The organism is Enterococcus sp. 4G2_DIV0659 (genome assembly GCF_002140715.2).
In the GTDB taxonomy this organism is placed as follows: domain Bacteria; phylum Bacillota; class Bacilli; order Lactobacillales; family Enterococcaceae; genus Enterococcus_L; species Enterococcus_L mansonii.
In genome coordinates this window covers 1066294-1083176 of record NZ_NGLE02000001.1, presented here as the reverse complement: position 1 = coordinate 1083176, position 16883 = coordinate 1066294, and the positions used below count along the sequence as shown (strand labels likewise).

18 protein-coding genes are annotated in these 16883 nt (G+C 37.0%); 15 read left to right on the top strand and 3 right to left on the bottom strand.

Features of this window, described 5'->3' with window-relative positions:
• The 4 genes from A5880_RS05140 (at position 1) to A5880_RS05125 (ending at position 4408) form a co-directional block, all read left to right on the top strand.
• Entirely contained in the window at positions 1–1119 is a 1119-nt protein-coding gene (locus tag A5880_RS05140) for a glycerate kinase (RefSeq protein WP_086331276.1), read from the top strand.
• A 228-nt stretch (positions 1120–1347) separates the two neighbouring features.
• Positions 1348–2028, top strand: a complete 681-nt coding sequence (locus tag A5880_RS05135; RefSeq protein ID WP_086331277.1) for an ABC transporter ATP-binding protein — start codon at positions 1348–1350, stop codon at positions 2026–2028.
• Positions 2029–3312, top strand: a complete 1284-nt coding sequence (locus A5880_RS05130; protein WP_086331278.1) for an ABC transporter permease — start codon at positions 2029–2031, stop codon at positions 3310–3312.
• A 154-nt stretch (positions 3313–3466) separates the two neighbouring features.
• Positions 3467–4408, top strand: a complete 942-nt coding sequence (locus tag A5880_RS05125; protein WP_086331279.1) for an NADP-dependent oxidoreductase — start codon at positions 3467–3469, stop codon at positions 4406–4408.
• Between the two features lie 47 nt (positions 4409–4455).
• Here the strand turns inward: A5880_RS05125 and A5880_RS05120 are convergent, their stop codons facing one another.
• The gene (locus A5880_RS05120) at positions 4456–4755 is read right to left on the bottom strand and encodes an ArsR/SmtB family transcription factor (protein ID WP_256924833.1); all 300 of its coding nucleotides are present in this window, start codon (positions 4753–4755) and stop codon (positions 4456–4458) included.
• A gap of 115 nt (positions 4756–4870) precedes the next feature.
• Here A5880_RS05120 and A5880_RS05115 point away from each other — a divergent pair, with 115 nt between their 5' ends.
• From A5880_RS05115 to A5880_RS05090, 6 genes are all read left to right on the top strand, one after another.
• Positions 4871–5509 (top strand): nitroreductase family protein, encoded by a 639-nt coding sequence (locus A5880_RS05115; RefSeq protein ID WP_086331281.1) that lies wholly within the window; start codon positions 4871–4873, stop codon positions 5507–5509.
• Between the two features lie 11 nt (positions 5510–5520).
• Entirely contained in the window at positions 5521–5886 is a 366-nt protein-coding gene (locus A5880_RS05110; RefSeq protein ID WP_086331282.1) for a DUF1304 domain-containing protein, read from the top strand.
• 278 nt (positions 5887–6164) lie between these two features.
• On the top strand, positions 6165–6761 hold the full coding sequence (locus A5880_RS05105) for a nitroreductase family protein (protein ID WP_086331283.1): 597 nt from the start codon (positions 6165–6167) through the stop codon (positions 6759–6761).
• Positions 6762–6786: 25 nt separating this feature from the next.
• The gene (locus A5880_RS05100) at positions 6787–7632 is read left to right on the top strand and encodes a VOC family protein (RefSeq protein ID WP_086331284.1); all 846 of its coding nucleotides are present in this window, start codon (positions 6787–6789) and stop codon (positions 7630–7632) included.
• A gap of 415 nt (positions 7633–8047) precedes the next feature.
• Positions 8048–8686, top strand: coding sequence for an ABC transporter ATP-binding protein (locus A5880_RS05095; protein WP_086331285.1), 639 nt, complete (start codon positions 8048–8050; stop codon positions 8684–8686).
• On the top strand, positions 8686–9444 hold the full coding sequence (locus A5880_RS05090) for an ABC transporter permease (RefSeq protein WP_086331286.1): 759 nt from the start codon (positions 8686–8688) through the stop codon (positions 9442–9444). The genes A5880_RS05095 and A5880_RS05090 overlap by 1 nt, the downstream gene beginning before the upstream one ends.
• Positions 9445–9684: 240 nt before the next feature.
• On the opposite strand, the gene A5880_RS05085 is transcribed toward A5880_RS05090, so the two are convergent.
• Together A5880_RS05085 and A5880_RS05080 are read right to left on the bottom strand one after the other, a co-directional pair.
• Positions 9685–10494, bottom strand: coding sequence for a TPM domain-containing protein (locus A5880_RS05085; RefSeq protein ID WP_086331287.1), 810 nt, complete (start codon positions 10492–10494; stop codon positions 9685–9687).
• Between the two features lie 6 nt (positions 10495–10500).
• Positions 10501–11100, bottom strand: coding sequence for a LemA family protein (locus A5880_RS05080; protein ID WP_086331288.1), 600 nt, complete (start codon positions 11098–11100; stop codon positions 10501–10503).
• A gap of 299 nt (positions 11101–11399) precedes the next feature.
• Between A5880_RS05080 and A5880_RS05075 the strand changes: the two genes are divergently transcribed.
• Genes A5880_RS05075 through A5880_RS05055 form a run of 5 tightly spaced genes read left to right on the top strand, consistent with a single transcriptional unit; the run spans position 11400 to position 16878 of the window.
• Positions 11400–13451, top strand: a complete 2052-nt coding sequence (locus tag A5880_RS05075; RefSeq protein ID WP_086331289.1) for a BglG family transcription antiterminator — start codon at positions 11400–11402, stop codon at positions 13449–13451.
• Positions 13448–13729 carry a PTS sugar transporter subunit IIB gene (locus A5880_RS05070; RefSeq protein WP_086331290.1) on the top strand — a complete coding sequence of 94 codons (282 nt, stop codon included), beginning with the start codon at positions 13448–13450 and terminating at the stop codon, positions 13727–13729. The genes A5880_RS05075 and A5880_RS05070 overlap by 4 nt, the downstream gene beginning before the upstream one ends.
• Before the next feature lie 25 nt (positions 13730–13754).
• A complete protein-coding gene (locus tag A5880_RS05065; RefSeq protein WP_086331291.1) occupies positions 13755–15122 on the top strand; it encodes a PTS ascorbate transporter subunit IIC in 1368 nt (455 codons plus the stop codon).
• Entirely contained in the window at positions 15122–15952 is an 831-nt protein-coding gene (locus A5880_RS05060) for a transketolase (protein WP_086331292.1), read from the top strand. The genes A5880_RS05065 and A5880_RS05060 overlap by 1 nt, the downstream gene beginning before the upstream one ends.
• Positions 15952–16878 carry a transketolase family protein gene (locus A5880_RS05055; RefSeq protein WP_086331293.1) on the top strand — a complete coding sequence of 309 codons (927 nt, stop codon included), beginning with the start codon at positions 15952–15954 and terminating at the stop codon, positions 16876–16878. Before A5880_RS05060 ends, A5880_RS05055 begins: the two co-directional genes overlap by 1 nt.
• The last annotated feature ends 5 nt before the right edge of the window (positions 16879–16883 follow it).

Sequence of the window (16883 nt, the reverse complement as noted above, 5' to 3'; positions counted from 1 at the left end):
ATGAAACTATTGACAGCTATTGATTCAATGAAAGGTTCTTTAACCAGCATTGAAGCAAATCAAATCATTGCAGATACGTTTACTGCATGGGGGCATCAAGTAGCGCAAGTAGCCATTGCGGATGGTGGAGAAGGAACGGTGGATGCCCTTATAAAAAATAAGAATGGACAAAAAAAGGTTGTACCTGTTCAAGCTCTAAATGGTCGTCAACAGTTCGCCTCTTTTGGCTGGTTTGAATCCGAAAAAATGGCAATTATTGAATCCGCCGCAGCATCAGGTGTGCAATTTCTGGATGGTACACTAGCGACTCATCCTAAAAATACCTCTTCTTATGGAACTGGACAATTGATCTTAGCGGCAATGGATCAAGAAGCCAAAAAAATTGTCATCGGTTTGGGTGGGACGGGAACCGTTGATGGAGGAATTGGTCTATTAAGTGCTCTAGGTATAGAATTTTTCGACGAGAATCATCAACGATTACCAGCTAAAGGAAGTAGTCTAGCGAAAATAGCTTCTTTTTCCAAAGAGAAGTTAGATCCTAGAATCCAAACAATTGATATTCAAATTGCTGCAGATGTTGAAAGTCCTTTAACGGGGGAAAAAGGTGCTGTCAAAATGTTTGGTCGCCAAAAAGGTCTACTCGAATCAGAAATTGAACCCTATGAAACAGCGATGAAGCACTATCAATCAATTGTAACGAATGAGGAAAAAACACTATCAGGTGATGGTGCTGCTGGAGGACTTGGGTTTGCGATTAGAATTTTTTTAAAAGGGACTGTTCGTTCTGGGTTTGAATTGATTTCAGAGCAAACCGATTTAGAACAATTGATCCAGCAAGTGGATGTGGTCATCACAGGTGAAGGGAAAATGGACTATCAAAGCTTACAAGGAAAAGTACCGATCGGTATCAGTCGACTCGCTAAAAAGTATCAGCTTCCTGTCATTGCGTTTGTAGGAAGTTTTTCAGGAGATGACGTGCTGTTTTATCATGAAGGTATATCAGTAATCATTCCGATCGTTGACCAAATTATGACGTTAGAAGAAGCGATGACATCTGCTGATGAACTACTTAAACGGGCGGCAAAACGTTCCCTTCAGTTGTTAACCTTACTAAAATAAAAAAACAAGATCGATTGGTAGATACTTGCCAATCGATTTTGTTTTTATGTAAGCGTGTACTTGCATGAAATAGACAAAGATATAGGTCTTAGGTACCATGACAAGGCACTTAGCTTCCTTCAAAATAGATAATAGTGGGAGGAAGAAAAATGGAAAAAGGGTGAACAAGCTTGGGAATTTTGAATTATATAACAAAGATCAAGTGAATAGAATCAATGGAGGGATAACATGTCTGTAATTGAAGCAAGAAATATAAAGAAAAGTTACGGTCGCAATGAGTCAAAATTTGACGCATTAAAAGGTGTAAATCTACAAATCGAAGAAGGGGAGTCCGTAGCAATTATTGGAAAAAGTGGTTCAGGTAAATCAACCTTGATGCATATTTTAGCATTATTAGATAAACCAACTTCAGGAGAAATCTTACTAAATGGTCAAAACGTTACAAGTATCAGTAAAAAAGAACTTGATAAAACAAGAAATAAACAATTTGGGTTCGTTTTCCAGCAATTTTTTATGAATCCTAAAGATACAGTGTTAAATAATGTGATGTTGCCGCTAAAAATCGGTGGTGTCTCAAACGGCAAGCGAAAACAAATGGCTTTGGATGCACTAAAAGCTGTTGATTTAGAAGATAAAGTCAACAACAAAGCAAATAACCTTTCAGGTGGACAAAAACAGAGAGTCTGTATCGCTAGAGCATTGGTCAATAATCCACAAATTCTTTTTGCTGATGAGCCGACAGGAAATCTAGATTCTACAACAGGAGAAAAAATCGAAGAGTTATTATTCAATTTGAATAAAGAAAAGGGGATCACGTTGATTATTGTTACCCATGATCCTGAGCTTGCCGAGCGCTGTGACCGTCAAATCCATGTGCGAGACGGACTAATTGTAGGAGGAGACGAATAAATGAAATTTAGTGATATTTTAAAATCAGCAAGTTCCAATTTGATGCGTAATAAAGGACGAACAATATTGACAATTATAGCAATCTTTATTGGTGCCTTTACGATTTCACTTACGACGGGTGTCAACATTGGTGTCAATGATTATATCGACAAACAAGTAAATAATGTCGGCGCAGATAGTCAAATTATCATCCAGCCAAAAGTCAGCGGTAGTTTTGGTGAAGACGGTGAGCCACAAAAATATGATGCTGACAAAAAAACAAGCACAATGTCACAAATGAAACAATTAGATAGTAATGATATTGAAAAAATCAAAAAAATCAAAGGGATCAATAAGGTAAGCCCTTTAAAATCCTTTACGATTAACTATATTTCAGGCGTAAATAAAGAAAAGTACGTATTTTCAGCATCTGAAACAGTAGATGATTTGAAAATCGATCTTGAAACAGGAAAAGAAATAAACCAAAAAAGTTCTGATTTTGAAGTGAATTTAGCACCAGAATATGTAAAAGCTTTAGGTTTTAAGTCTAAAAAAGAAGCAATCGGAAAAAACATCAAAATTGCCGTCTCTTCTTCAGTCACACAAAAAGAGACCATTCTTGAAGCCAAAATTGTTGGTATTCGTAATGCAAGTTTAATTCAAGGCGGTATGTCTATTTTAAATAGTGCTCTTGTCAATGAAATTACGAAGATCAACGAAGAAGGTCTGCCAGAATCTATGACAGGTCAATATGGTGCCGTAATTGGAGAGATGAACAAAGATGTGACTGCTGATGAAATTAAAGATGTGAAAGAACGTTTAGATAAAGCTGGTTACGCAGGACAAACAGTTGAAGATCAAATCGGTATGATCCGTAATGTAATTAATGCAATTACTAGTGTCTTAACAATGTTTGGCGCAATTGCTTTACTGGCAGCAAGTTTTGGAATCATCAACACGCTGTATATGTCTGTTCAAGAACGCACAAGAGAAATCGGTTTGATGAAAGCAATGGGGCTTGGCAGTGGAAAAGTATTTACGATTTTCAGTGTAGAAGCGGCGTTGATTGGATTTTTAGGTTCCCTTTTAGGTATTTTAGGAGCAATTGGCGCAGGAGCATTGATCAATCAAATTGCAGCCGATTCGTTCTTGAAGTCACTGACAGGATTTACCTTGATTCAATTTTCACCAACTTCTTCTGCTGTGATCATTCTTGTGATTATGGGCATTGCCTTCCTTGCAGGAACTCTGCCAGCACGAAGAGCAGCCAAATTAGATCCAATCGAATCATTACGTTATGAATAAAAATAAACAGTAAGAACGCAAGAACCTAGAACAAAGCTTGATTTTGAGCTTTGGTTTGGGTTCTTCTTTTATTATAAGCATATTCTTTACCTAAATAAAAAATAAGGAGTATACTGAGTTCACATTTTGTTGAATAAACGGAGGCACAGAGAATATGAAAGCAGTAGTTATCAATCAATACGGTAGTAAAGAAGAATTAACAGAACAAGACATAACATTACCTGAGTTAAAAGAAAACCAAGTGCTAGTCAAAGAACATGCAACGTCAATTAATCCGATTGACTGGAAATTAAGAGAAGGCTATTTAAAACAAATGTTTGACTGGCCATTTCCAATCATTTTAGGCTGGGATGTTGCTGGTGTTATCACTGCAGTCGGCAGTAAGGTGACAGACTGGAAAGTAGGGGATAAAGTTTTTGCTCGTCCAGAAACTACACGCTTTGGCACTTACGCAGAGGAAACAATCGTTGATGAAAACCTATTAGCGAAAATTCCTGAGAATATTACTTTTGAACAAGCAGCTGCTGTTCCTTTAGCTGGTTTGACGGCATTACAAGCGTTATTCGATCACGGAAAGCTTCAAAAAGGGGAAAAAGTGTTGATTCATGCTGGTGCTGGTGGCGTTGGAACGTATGCAATTCAACTAGCAAAACAATCAGGTGCCTATGTAATAACGACAGCTAGTGAAAAAAATCATGGGTTGTTAGAAAAACTTGGTGCAGATGAAATCATTGATTACCACACAACAAACTTTGCTGATGTGTTGACGGATATTGATTTAGTCTTTGACACGATGGGCGGAGACATTCAAAAAGAAAGTATTTCTGTATTAAAACCAACTACTGGTCGTTTGATTTCAATTGTTGGGATTGCAGATGAAGCATTAGCGAAAGAAAAAAATATTAAAGCAGAAAGTATTTGGCTTCAAACAAACGGAAAACAATTACAAGAAATTGCAGATCTTATGGCTGAAGATAAAGTGATTTCAGTAGTTGGCGCAGTATTTCCATTTTCTAGACAAGGAATCTATGATGCTCACGCATTAAGTGAAACCCATCATGCAGTAGGAAAAATCGTCATTACTATGGATAAATAAACAAATAAATAACCAGTTATCAACGAACGAAAATAGTTGATAACTGGTTATTTCTCTGTCCTTTGTGCTCTAAAGCGAATCAGTTCCAATAATCCAGGTAATTCTTGTTGGATGTAATCATTGTTTATAATATAGGTTTTGTATGTTCCGATTTTAATCTCTTGAATGAGTTGAGCATCCTTAAGCAATTTTATATGGTGGGATAATGTAGATTTAACAATGTTATATTTTTCTGAAGTAATACGTTTCTCTCCATCAAGTAATAAGCAAGTAAGGATATTTAAACGGATTGGATCACTGATTGCTTGTAGTGCTTGAAGTACAGGATCGTTGTTGTTGGTAGTCATTTTGTTTTTCATACACAGATTATAACACAAACATTCTACTTTACATATTGCTTTGGGAATGATATATTCTTAATGTTCGATGGAAATCGAACAAAAGAGAGAGATGAGGGATATTATGGAAAACACATATAAAGAAAACAATTTTGAAACAATTATGAAAGGCAGAAGATCCATTCGTAGCTATGATCCAGCGGTTAAAATCAGTCAAGAAGAGATGGAGCAGATTATTAATGATACAGTCAAAGCCCCTTCTTCAGTGAATATGCAGCCTTGGCGTTTTGCTGTTGTTTCAAGTGATGAAGGTAAGGAAGCTTTGGCACCTGTCGTTCGTTTTAACAAACTACAAAATGAAACATCTGCGGCTATGATCGTTATTTTTGGTGATTTAAATAGTTTTGAACATGCAGAAAAAATCTATGGCACAGCAGTTGAACAAAACCTTATGCCACAAGAAGTCAAAGAACGTCAATTAGAAATGCTAAGCCCGTTATTTGCACAAATGTCTACAGAAGAAAAGAAAGAAATGGCCATCATTGATGGTGCTCTAGCCGCAATGAACTTGATGCTAGTTGCTCGTGCGTATGGTTATGATACAAATCCTATTGGTGGTTTTGATCGTGAGAAAATCGCAAAGGCTTTGGATATGGATGAAGAACGTTATTATCCAGTTATGATCATTTCAATCGGTAAAGCAAATGAAGAAGGTTATCCTTCTTATCGTTTACCAGCAGCAGATATCACCACTTGGAAATAGGGGGAGAGACAATGCAGATTATTCCGTTAATTTTCGCAGTGATTGTTGCGCTGGAACATTATTACATTTTATATTTAGAAATGTTTCAAACAACTTCTCCAGCAGCGCAACGTTCATTTGGTCTTGATAAAGAATTTTTAGAAGATCCACGTGTTCAAACCTTATTTAAAAACCAAGGTTTATATAATGGCTTTTTAGCTACAGGTATTTTATGGGGCGTATTTTTTGCTTCAAACAGTTGGAGTGTAGTCACATTTTTCATTATTTGTGTAGTAGTGGCTGCGGTCTATGGTGGTGTAACTTCGTCTAAATCGATTTTATTGAAACAAGGAGTTCCTGCAATTATTACATTCATAACTCTGCTCATTTTTAGATAGCCAAAGAAAAGTTTAGGACAGGAATGAGGTTGAGACAAAAGGCGATTAGGTTCGAGTAATTTTTGCGAAATTGCTGAAGAACCTGACTTTTGGCCAACGTTTATTAGGTTTTAGGGTGCACATCAAAACTATTTTTTAGTTTTGTTCCGCACTCTTTTTTCTGTTCTTTTGAAAAAAACTTATAAAAAGTAAGTCAAATCTCTTTACTTACTTTTAGTAAGGAATTATACTGTGAAAGTAATCTAAAAACTAATTGAAATCGAAAAGGAGCAATACACATGACAGAATTTACTCAAGCATTAAAAAAACGCCGTTCAATCTACGCTTTAGGAAATAACCTTCCACAATCACAAGAAGAAATCACAGCTTTGGTCAAAGAAGTGGTTAGAGAAAGTCCAACTTCATTTAACTCACAAACACAACGTGTGGTTTTCTTATTTGGTGACGCACATAAAAAATTATGGTCAATGACAGAAGAAGCATTGAAACCTCTAACTCCAGCAGAAGCATTTCCAAATACACAAGCGAAATTACAAAGCTTTGCTGCAGGAACTGGAACAATTCTTTTCTTTGAAGATATGGATATCGTAAAAAATCTACAAGAACAATTTGAATTATATGCAGATAATTTCCCAGTATGGTCAGAACAAGCGAGTGGTTTGACACAAGCTAACGTTTGGACTGCATTAGCACAAGAAAATATCGGCGCAAACTTACAACATTACAATCCAGTAATTGATGAAGCTGTAGCAAAAGAATGGTCAATTCCAAGTCAATGGAAACTAAGAGCACAACTTGTATTTGGTTCAATCGAAGCTGAAGCTGGCGAAAAAGAATACATGGAAGATAGCGCTCGTTTCCTAGAATTTAACTAATTACAAGCAAATGGGGGAGAAAAGTATGGTGTACACATTACCTAAAGAGACGATCGTAAAACAAGTAAAATTGAACGTGAAAAATCTGGATGTAATGACAGAATTTTATACGCAGATGATTGGTCTTGTTTTATTAAAAAAGGAAACTAACAAAGCTTTCTTAGGTGCACAAGGGTCCTCTGAAACAATAGTAATTCTAGAAGAACTTGTTGATCCTATCGTAAAAGATAAAACAACAGGATTGTACCATACTGCTTTTCTCTTACCAACTCGTAAAGATTTAGGCAATAGCCTGCTATGGCTAATGCAAAACAATATTGAAATTGGCGCGGCTGATCATGGTTACAGTGAAGCAATCTATCTAAGCGATCCAGAAGGTAATGGCATCGAAATCTATCGAGATAAACCAATGACAGAATGGGATATTCGAGCGGATGGAGAAATCATTGGTGTGACGGAAGAGATGGATGGTGACGGTGTGGTTGCTGAAGCTGATGGACAATGGTTAGGGATGGCACCAGATTCCAGAATTGGACATGTTCATCTGCAGGTTGCAGACTTGGATGAAACGGAGACGTTTTACGAACAGCTTGGATTTTCGTTAAAATCCAATTTTGGCCGACGCGCAAAATTCTTTGCAGCAGGTGAGTATCATCATCACATCGGGACAAATACTTGGAATGGTGAGCATGTTGCATTAATTGGTGAGAACCAATTAGGTTTGGCATGGTATAGTTTCCAACTACCGTCCGAAGAAGCTTTTGAGCTGTTTACCAAGCGGTTAGAGGAATTAATCGTCGAATATGTAAGCAAGAACAATCAGATAACCATCCCAGATCCAAATGGAATGCAGATTAAGTTTGGGTATTGAATCAAGAAAGTCAACTTTGTAATAGAGGTTGGCTTTTTTTATTTTTAAACAGTTGACTAAAAGCTACAATGGATATAATAGTGAGAAGTTTATCAGTAAATAGTCAATAAACTATTACTTCGGAATAGTTACTTTTTTATCTTATGGTATTTCAACTTTCCGCTCATTTTAGAATACACTCAAAAGAATGTTGGCATGAAGAAGATTTTTGAATTGAGTACAAAAAAAGCCAGAAGATATTTTTAATTAAGTCTACTTTTGAAACATATTTCGTTGGTAACATTGAAATTTGAACTAGTTTGGCTCATGAGTGAAAAACGATTATAATGGTAATAGTTATAAAAATTTTTTGTGAGTATTCGGTAGCCAATGCTAGAATTCTCCCAAAAAATAACATAGGAAGGAATGCATAAACTTGTTAAAAACGGAACATATCTCTTTCCAACTAGAAGAGCAATCAATAGTAAACGATATTACAATGAATTTTGAAAAGGGCAGTCATACAACGATCACAGGCCCTTCAGGTAGTGGAAAAAGTACCCTGCTCAAGCTACTAGCATCATTATTGACACCGACTAAAGGAAAGATATATTTCAATGACCAAGATATTGAGACGTTTACGCCTGAAAGTTACCGCATGCAGGTGTCTTATTGCTTTCAGCAACCCTCATTATTTGGTGAAACAGTGCGGGATAACTTTATGCTTCCATACGAGATCCGTAAAAAAGAATTCCAAGTGGAGCATGTAGTAGAGTTATTAAAAGAAGTACAATTGTCTGAACGTTATCTTGATAAAAAAATAACGGAATTATCTGGCGGAGAAAAACAACGTATCGCTTTGATTCGTAATGTGATATTTTTACCGGAAGTGTTACTCTTAGATGAGGTGACAGCAGGGCTAGATGAAGAAAGTAAGAAAATCGTCAATCAATGGCTAATGCAATTGAATCAAGAAAAAAATGTGACCTTGATTCGAGTGACCCATGATACAGAAGAAATTGCTCAATCAACTATTGTCAAAAAAATCGTAGCGGGACGATTGGAGGAAGAATAATGGATTTAGCAGTAAACGATCTGTCGTTATTATTTGCAGGAATGTTAGTGATTGTGGCTCTACTGATTAGCTATAAAGAAAAATTAGGCTTTACCAAAGACATCATTATTAGTGTATGTCGTGCAATTATTCAGTTAATTGCAGTCGGTTATTTACTTAAATATGTTTTTCAAGTAGATAATAAGATATTGACTGTTGTGATGGCTGGAATCATTATCATTAATGCTGCCTTGAATGCGAACAAGCGTAGCGATCATTTAAAAAAAGGTTTTTTGATTTCGTTTATCGCTATTGCTTGCAGTACAGGCATCACAATCAGTGTGTTGGTTCTTTCAGGTGCCATTCGTTTTATTCCTTCTCAAATTATTCCAATCAGCGGCATGATCGCAAGCAATTCGATGATAGCGATTGGGTTGTGTTATCGGAATATGGACAGCTTATTTCATGATCAAAGACAGGCGGTTTTAGAAAAACTAGCATTAGGTGCTGATAGTAAATTGGCTTCACAATCAATTGTAAGAGCGAGTATTAGAACGGGCATGGCACCAACCATCGATTCTGCAAAAACTGTGGGGATCGTTAGTTTACCTGGGATGATGTCAGGACTGATTTTTGCTGGGGTAGATCCTGTCCATGCAATCAAATATCAGATCATGGTGACATTTATGTTATTGTCTGCGACAAGTATTGGTTCAGTAATTGCCACTTATTTAGCATATAAGAGTTATTATAATGAACGGAAGCAATTACTTGTTTGATTTTTTATTAATAATCTGTTGATAAAAGGTAGAGAAAACGAATTATACGTACTTATAGTAGATGGAACAGAAGTGTCTAATCCTGAGAATGATATTGTGCAACATCAACCGTTTATACGGAGTTCACGTGAGTCTGGGATATAAAATCTAAAAATAGAAAAAATCGCATCTAATCAGTTTTTTAAACCGTTGATTAGATGCGATTTATATTTTTTAAAAAGGTAAGACTTGTTAAAAAAACTAAATACTAGCTCCGCCGCCGCCAGAAGAACCTCCTCCGCCAGAGAAGCCACCACCGCCGCTGCCACCAAAACTTCCGCCACTTGAAGAACCGCCGCCAAAACCGCCGCCGCCCCAATACCACGGACCACCACCACGACCGCCGCGACCTCCTTTAGAAAGTAAGAAAGGCAAGATAACAAGTAATACAATGAAAATACCGAAAAATCCATCCCCATCGGAGCTGTCATCTGAGGTGACTTGATCTATGTCAGCATCAGATAAGGCATTTTCGTCTGCTGGGTACTCATAATGTTTATCAATTAATGTGCTGACTGCGTTAAATGCATAGCGTAATCCTTTATTGATTGATGCTGTATTATCTGATTTCAAGTCCTCTTTGGCTTGTTGCAAGATATTTCCAGCGATACTATCTGTAATTATATCTTCTAAACCATACCCGACTTCAATTCGAACATTCCGCTCGCCATCATTAACAGCGTAGAGAATCAACACACCATTATTTTCGGTTTGGTTTCCGATTCTCCATTTTTGAAATAAATCAGGTGCGTAACTGTCAATGCTATCACCGTTAGTCGAATCGATCACAGCTAAAACGACTTGGGGAGCTTCTTTTTTCCCTTTATAGAGTTCGCCTTTTTTATCGACTAAATGTTTAGTTGTTTCATCAAGAATTCCAGGTTGATCTAAATAAAAGTGATCAGGTGCTTTAGGCAATTGATCAGCAAAAACAGGTGTTTGGAAACTGACGAAAAAGGCGACAAGGAAAAATCCTACGCTTAAAAATAATCCTCGTCTAAAAAGTTTCATCGTTCATCACTTCCCACTTGATGAGCTAGTCGAATTGTCAAAATTAACAGAAGGCACACTACTGGCTGTGGGTTCTGCTTTAAAGTACTCCTTTTTACCTAAGCCCATCATATTTGCAAAGATATTTTTAGGGAACGAAACGACTTGTTCATTGTATTCTTTTACGACGTCATTGTAACGTTTACGCTCAACGGAAATTCGATTTTCAGTGCCTTCTAATTGAGTCATCAATGTTTGGACGTTGTTGTTAGATTTTAATTCTGGATAATTTTCATTGATCACATTGATCAGTGTACCCACAGATTGATCCAATTCTTGACTGGCTTTGATTTTATCCGAATCTTTATTTGCTGAGCCGTATGCTTCACGAGCTTTAGCGATATCACCAAAAACCTTTTGTTCTTGTTGCATGCTGCCTTTTACGCTATTGACTAAGTTAGGTACCAGATCGGCTCTACGCTGCATGACATTTTCAACTTGGCTCCATTGTGATTCTACGGATTGTTCTTTTTTTGCCAAACCATTGTACTGACTGATGCCAAAAATACCAAATAAAATAACGACGATCAAGGCAATCAATCCAATTTTTACGTTGTTTTTTTTCATTCTTTTTTCCTCCTAATGATTGAAAGTTAAACAATTAATGAAACTTTAAAGTAATGATATTGTAACAATTCTGTAATGATAAAACATCCATCTTAAGTCCTATTTTTTGATAGAGGAACTGTAGCTCAGGGTGTTTTTGACTGACTTTATTATAATGAGTTTTGTAAGATAAGCCAAAGGAAGGGACTTATTGAATAAAGAGTTAAGCCCAATTATTTATGAAAGCTAAACGAAAATTAGACCCAATGTTTCTTTTGTCTGTAGCGCTTACATTATATATTGAGTATAGGAGGAACAAAATGATTGATTATCGAATGAGCTATCTTTTCAATATGTCGGACAAAGTAGAGTATACCCTTCAGGAATTTCATGTAATCACAGGATTGTCTGCTGAAACTATAATTGATCAGCTAAGAAAAATAAATGACGTATCCACGCGATTTTCTTATGAAAAAATCGGTGTTGAAAATGACCATGTTTATTTTCCAAAACAATTAGCTGATAAATGGTTAGAGATTCATTTTGGCCAACAAGAAGTGGATATTTATTATTCAGAGCAAGAAAGACAGGCATTGCTTTATTTGTTGACACTGATTGCAGAAGAAGATTTATCAGTCTATCATTATCAAGAATTTTTTCAAGTCAGCAAAAATACAGTTTTAGCAGATATTAAAAAATTACGAAAACGTCTAGCGAAAAAGGAGCTGACCTTAGATTATTCTCGTAAAAAAGGGTTTTATTTATCTGGTAGTGAAGAAAAAATTCGTATTCAAACCCATCAAATGATTGCCAAAACAATTCAATCAACTGCTGGAAAATGGGGACTGAAAAAAGGCTTGATTATGGTTTCTAAAACATTTGAGGCAGATGTTCGCGTTGCTTTTTTTAAAGCGATCAAAGAAAGTAAATTGGTGATTGTTCCAAGTAGAATCGAAGAGACAGTCTATTTTATGGCTTATGTTTTGTGTCGAAGTCAGAGGTATTCATTTCGTTTGACTCAACAGGAAGAAACGTTTTTAAAAACGTTGAATGCCTTTTGCGGAAGCCAGATATTTTTGTCGAATTTCTCAACAATTTTGGATATTCAAAACGAAGAACTGTATTTTACTTTAGTATTTATGACTATTACCCAAGGAGAAATCAGAGACACATCTTTGGAATTTTTATTGGAATGTGGACGTCAAATCATTCATGAAATGGAGCGTTTGGCAGCGATTGAATTTAAGTCATATCGTAAGTTGCTGTTGGATTTGTTTTATCATTTAGTACCGGCTTTTTTTAGAATCCACTACAATTTTTCTTTATCCAACGTTTTAATTGGGGAAATTAAGGATCAGTACGGTGAAATATTTACCCTAACCAAAATGGCGCTATTACCTTTAGAAGCGTTAATCGGCAAACCAATTCCAGATGAAGAAATTGGCTATTTTACGATTTTATTTGGTGGAGAAATTGGAAATCAGCGGGAATTAAATCGTGTGATTCGATATAAAGCGTTAGTGTTATGTCCAAATGGGATTAGCTCATCATTGATCATGCAATCGGAGCTAAGAGAATTATTTCCTACGATCGACTTTAGTTTGGCTACAACTGTGGATCAACTAGAAAGTATTTCAGAAACGGAGTATGAGGTGATTTTTTCAAGTGTGCCACTGAATACCTCTAAAAAACACTATCTTGTTAATCCAATCATGACGCAATTAGAAAAAAATGATTTGATTCGTCGTGTGCAAGAAGAGTTGTTAATTCCAGGAATCGTTGTTCCTTCTGTAAATGAAATTATTGAAGCTTTGCTACCTTACATTGAATTAAAAAAAGGGGTGACCAAAGAAAAAATTTACCGTATTTTGAATCGAAGAATGATCAAAAAAATGAAAATGAAAGAAGATGAGAGACCGATGTTATCTGAGTTGCTGACAAAAGACATGATCCAGTTGACGGATAAAAAATTAAATTGGGAAGAAGCGATCGCCTATGCTGCAAGCCCTTTAAAAGAACAAGGACGAATTACAGAGAATTACATTGACGCGATGATCCAAAAGGTCAAAGATTATGGTGCGTTTATTCATATCGGCAAAGGAATTGCATTACCTCATGCTAGACCAGAAGATGGGGTTAACCAATTAGGAATGTCGCTATTAAAGGTGACAGAGCCTGTTTTACTGTTAGATGATCCTAGACATGAGATCAGCATTTTTATCTGTTTAGCAGCTGTAGACAATGAAATGCATTTAAAAGCGTTGGCGAGTTTGACGAAAATACTTTCAACGAAAGAAAGGTTAGAAAATTTATTAGCAGCATCAGATCAAGCAATCATTATGGAGTTATTAAAGGAAGGGGAATTGTTATGAAAATAGCAGCAGTTTGTGGATCAGGATTAGGTTCTAGTTTTATGGTGGAGATGAATATTACTAGTGTGTTAAAGGAGTTAGGGGTGACAGGGGTTGAAGTAGCTCATTATGACATGGGGAGTGCGACGTCCGATTTGGCAGATGTCTTTTTTGTGGGTGGAGATTTAGCAGACAGTGCCCAGCATTTAGGCAATGTAGTTGTTTTAGACAGCATTATTGATATGGATGAGCTAAGAGAAAAAGTCAGAGCCGTTTGTGCAGAAGAAGGATTACTCTAAAGACTAAAGAAAGTGGGAAAAAAATATGAATAGTATTTTAACTATATTAATTGATATTGCAAGTACGCCGGCGATTTTAGTGGCACTGATCGCTGTTCTTGGATTAGGTTTGCAGAAAAAGCCGATTTCAGATGTTGTCCGTGGCGGTATCAAAACATTTGTTGGTTTTTTAGTTGTTACGGCAGGTGCTGGTGTGATTGAAGGTTCGTTAGCCCCGTTTGGTGAGATGTTCCAGCATGCGTTTAATATGCAAGGGGTGGTGCCGAATAATGAAGCGATTGTTGCCTTGGCTTTAACAAAATATGGTACCTATACAGCACTTATTATGTTAGTAGGAATGGCATTTAATATTTTGATTGCGCGTATTACGAAATTTAAATATATCTATTTAACAGGGCATGCGACGCTTTATATGGCGTGTATGATAGCAGTGATTATGAGTGTAACCAAGATGAGTGCTGTTCCGTTAGTTTTAGTAGGCGGTTTAGCGCTAGGGTTGGCTAATACGATATTTCCAGCGATTGCCCAACCCTTTACCAAACAAATTACGAAAAATGATTCAGTTGCGTTAGGTCATACAGGGAATGTTGGTTATGCTCTGAGTGGTTTTATTGGGAAATATGTAGGAAACAAGGAAAAATCCACGGAAGATATTAACTTTCCTAAAGGACTAGCCTTTTTAAGAGATTCTACAGTTAGTATTACGTTGACAATGGGGATCGTCTACACAATTGTGGCGTTGTTTGCAGGAAATGAATTTATTTCCGAGAAGCTTAGCAATGGGACGAATTACATCATTTATGCGTTGCAACAAGCAGGAATGTTTGCTGCAGGTGTTTTTGTTATTTTGGCAGGGGTTCGTTTGATTTTAGCTGAAATTGTACCTGCTTTTAAAGGGATTTCTGAAAAATTAGTGCCGAATTCGATTCCAGCGCTAGATTGTCCAATTGTTTTTCCTTATGCACCAAATGCGGTATTGATTGGATTTTTAACTAGTTTTCTTGGGGGGATCGTTAGTCTGTTTATTATGATTCTGACAGGGACGACGGTGATTATTCCTGGTGTAGTACCGCACTTTTTCTGTGGGGCAACAGCAGGTGTGTTTGGCAATGCGACAGGCGGGATTCGTGGAGCAGTTGTGGGTTCCTTTATTCATGGGGTGATTATTAGTTTTATGCCAATTTTGTTGATGCCAGTTATGGGAGATTTAGGTTTCCAAGGATCGACGTTTTCGGATACAGATTATGGCGTGGCAGGAATCTTCTTGGGGAAACTAGCAGATATGGGTGGACAACTAGCAGTGGTTGTTGGCGTATTAGCTGTGTTGGCTTTGTTAATCGGATTGACTGTTTTTGGTAAGAAGAAAACGACTGAAACAAAGGAGGTTGCATAATGAACACACAGAAATTTGCAGATCAGATTCGTTATTACACAATGAGAGAGCTGGCTCATTTAGGCTTTGGGCATTTTGGTGGCAGTTTATCGATTGTTGAAACGCTAGCGGTGTTATATGGAAAAGTGATGGATGTGTCACCAGCAAAAAAAGACGATTCTGATCGTGATTATTTTGTTTTATCTAAAGGACATGCAGGACCCGCTCTTTATGCTACCTTATTTTTAAAAGGTTATTTTGATGAAGCATTTCTTTTCAGTTTAAATCAAAATGGAACGAAACTTCCTTCACACCCCGATCGAATCAAAACCCCTGGTGTAGATATGACTACAGGTTCCCTAGGTCAAGGGATTTCAGCTGCAACAGGAATTGCGAAGGGCAATCAGTTGTTTGGAAAAGAGAATTATACGTTTGCGATTGTTGGAGATGGGGAATTGAATGAAGGTCAATGTTGGGAAGCTTTTCAATTTGCCGCGCATCAAAAATTAGATCATCTGATTGTATTGATTGATGATAACAAGAAACAGTTAGATGGTTATACTGTTGACATTTGCGATCCGTTTGACTTTGTCGAAAAAATGCAGGCTTTTGGGTTTAATAGTTGGCGTGTAGATGGAGGAGATGTAGAGGCAATTGAAGCAGCTCTTAAACAGGCAAAGGAATTGATCGGAAAACCGACAGCGATTGTTTTAGATACGATTAAAGGACAAGGCGTTCCTTACTTTGAAGAATTAGTGGACAATCATCATGTTCGTCCAGATGGAGCAGGTAAAGTAGCCATCAAAGAAGCGATTGAAGCGTTGGCTGAAAAGATTGAGGTGAATCAGTAATGAAAGACTTAGAAATGAGACAAGTCTACACTAAAACAATATTGGAATTAGCAGAAAAAGATCCAAAAGTCGTAGCGTTAGAAGCAGATTTGGCCAGTTCGATGGGAACAAGTAAATTAAAAGAGCAACTGGGCAAACGCTACATCAATGTGGGCATTATGGAAGCGGAAGAAATGGGGGTAGCAGCTGGTTTGTCTGTTACAGGATTTATTCCATTTATTCATACATTTGCTCCATTTGCGACCAGACGCTCCTTTGATCAAGTTTTTCTTTCTCTTGGGTATGCTCAAAATCATGCAGTAATCGTGGGAACTGATCCAGGCGTTACTGCTGAAATGAATGGCGGTACCCATATGCCGTTTGAAGATATTGCTTTGATGCGAGTAATTCCAGGAAATCATATCTATGAAGTGTCAGATCCGTACCAGTTTAAAGCGATTTTAGACTATGCACATGTGACAAAAGGACTGTTTTACATTCGGACGATACGTAAACAAGCAAAGTCATTTTATAATGGAAATGAAGATTTTTCTAAAGGATACTGTAAGTTGAAAGAAGGGACGGATGGCACGATTTTCGCAAGTGGGATTATGGTGGAAGAAGCACTTCAGGCAGCAAATGATTTAGAGGAACAAGGCATTTCAGTTCAAGTGATTGATTTGTTTAGGATTAAGCCGATGAATGAAGATATTGTGATCGAAGCAGCTAAACGAGGACCGATCGTAACTGCGGAAAATCATAACGTTATTGGCGGTTTAGGTAGTGCAGTTGCAGAGATTATTGTTGAAAATAATCCTGTACGAATGAAGCGAATCGGTGTAAAAGAGCAGTTTGGTCAAGTAGGTAAATTAGAGTATTTGAAAGAAGTCTATGGATTAAGGGCATTAGATATTTGTAAAGCAGTCAAAGAAGTCATTACTGAATGAAATGA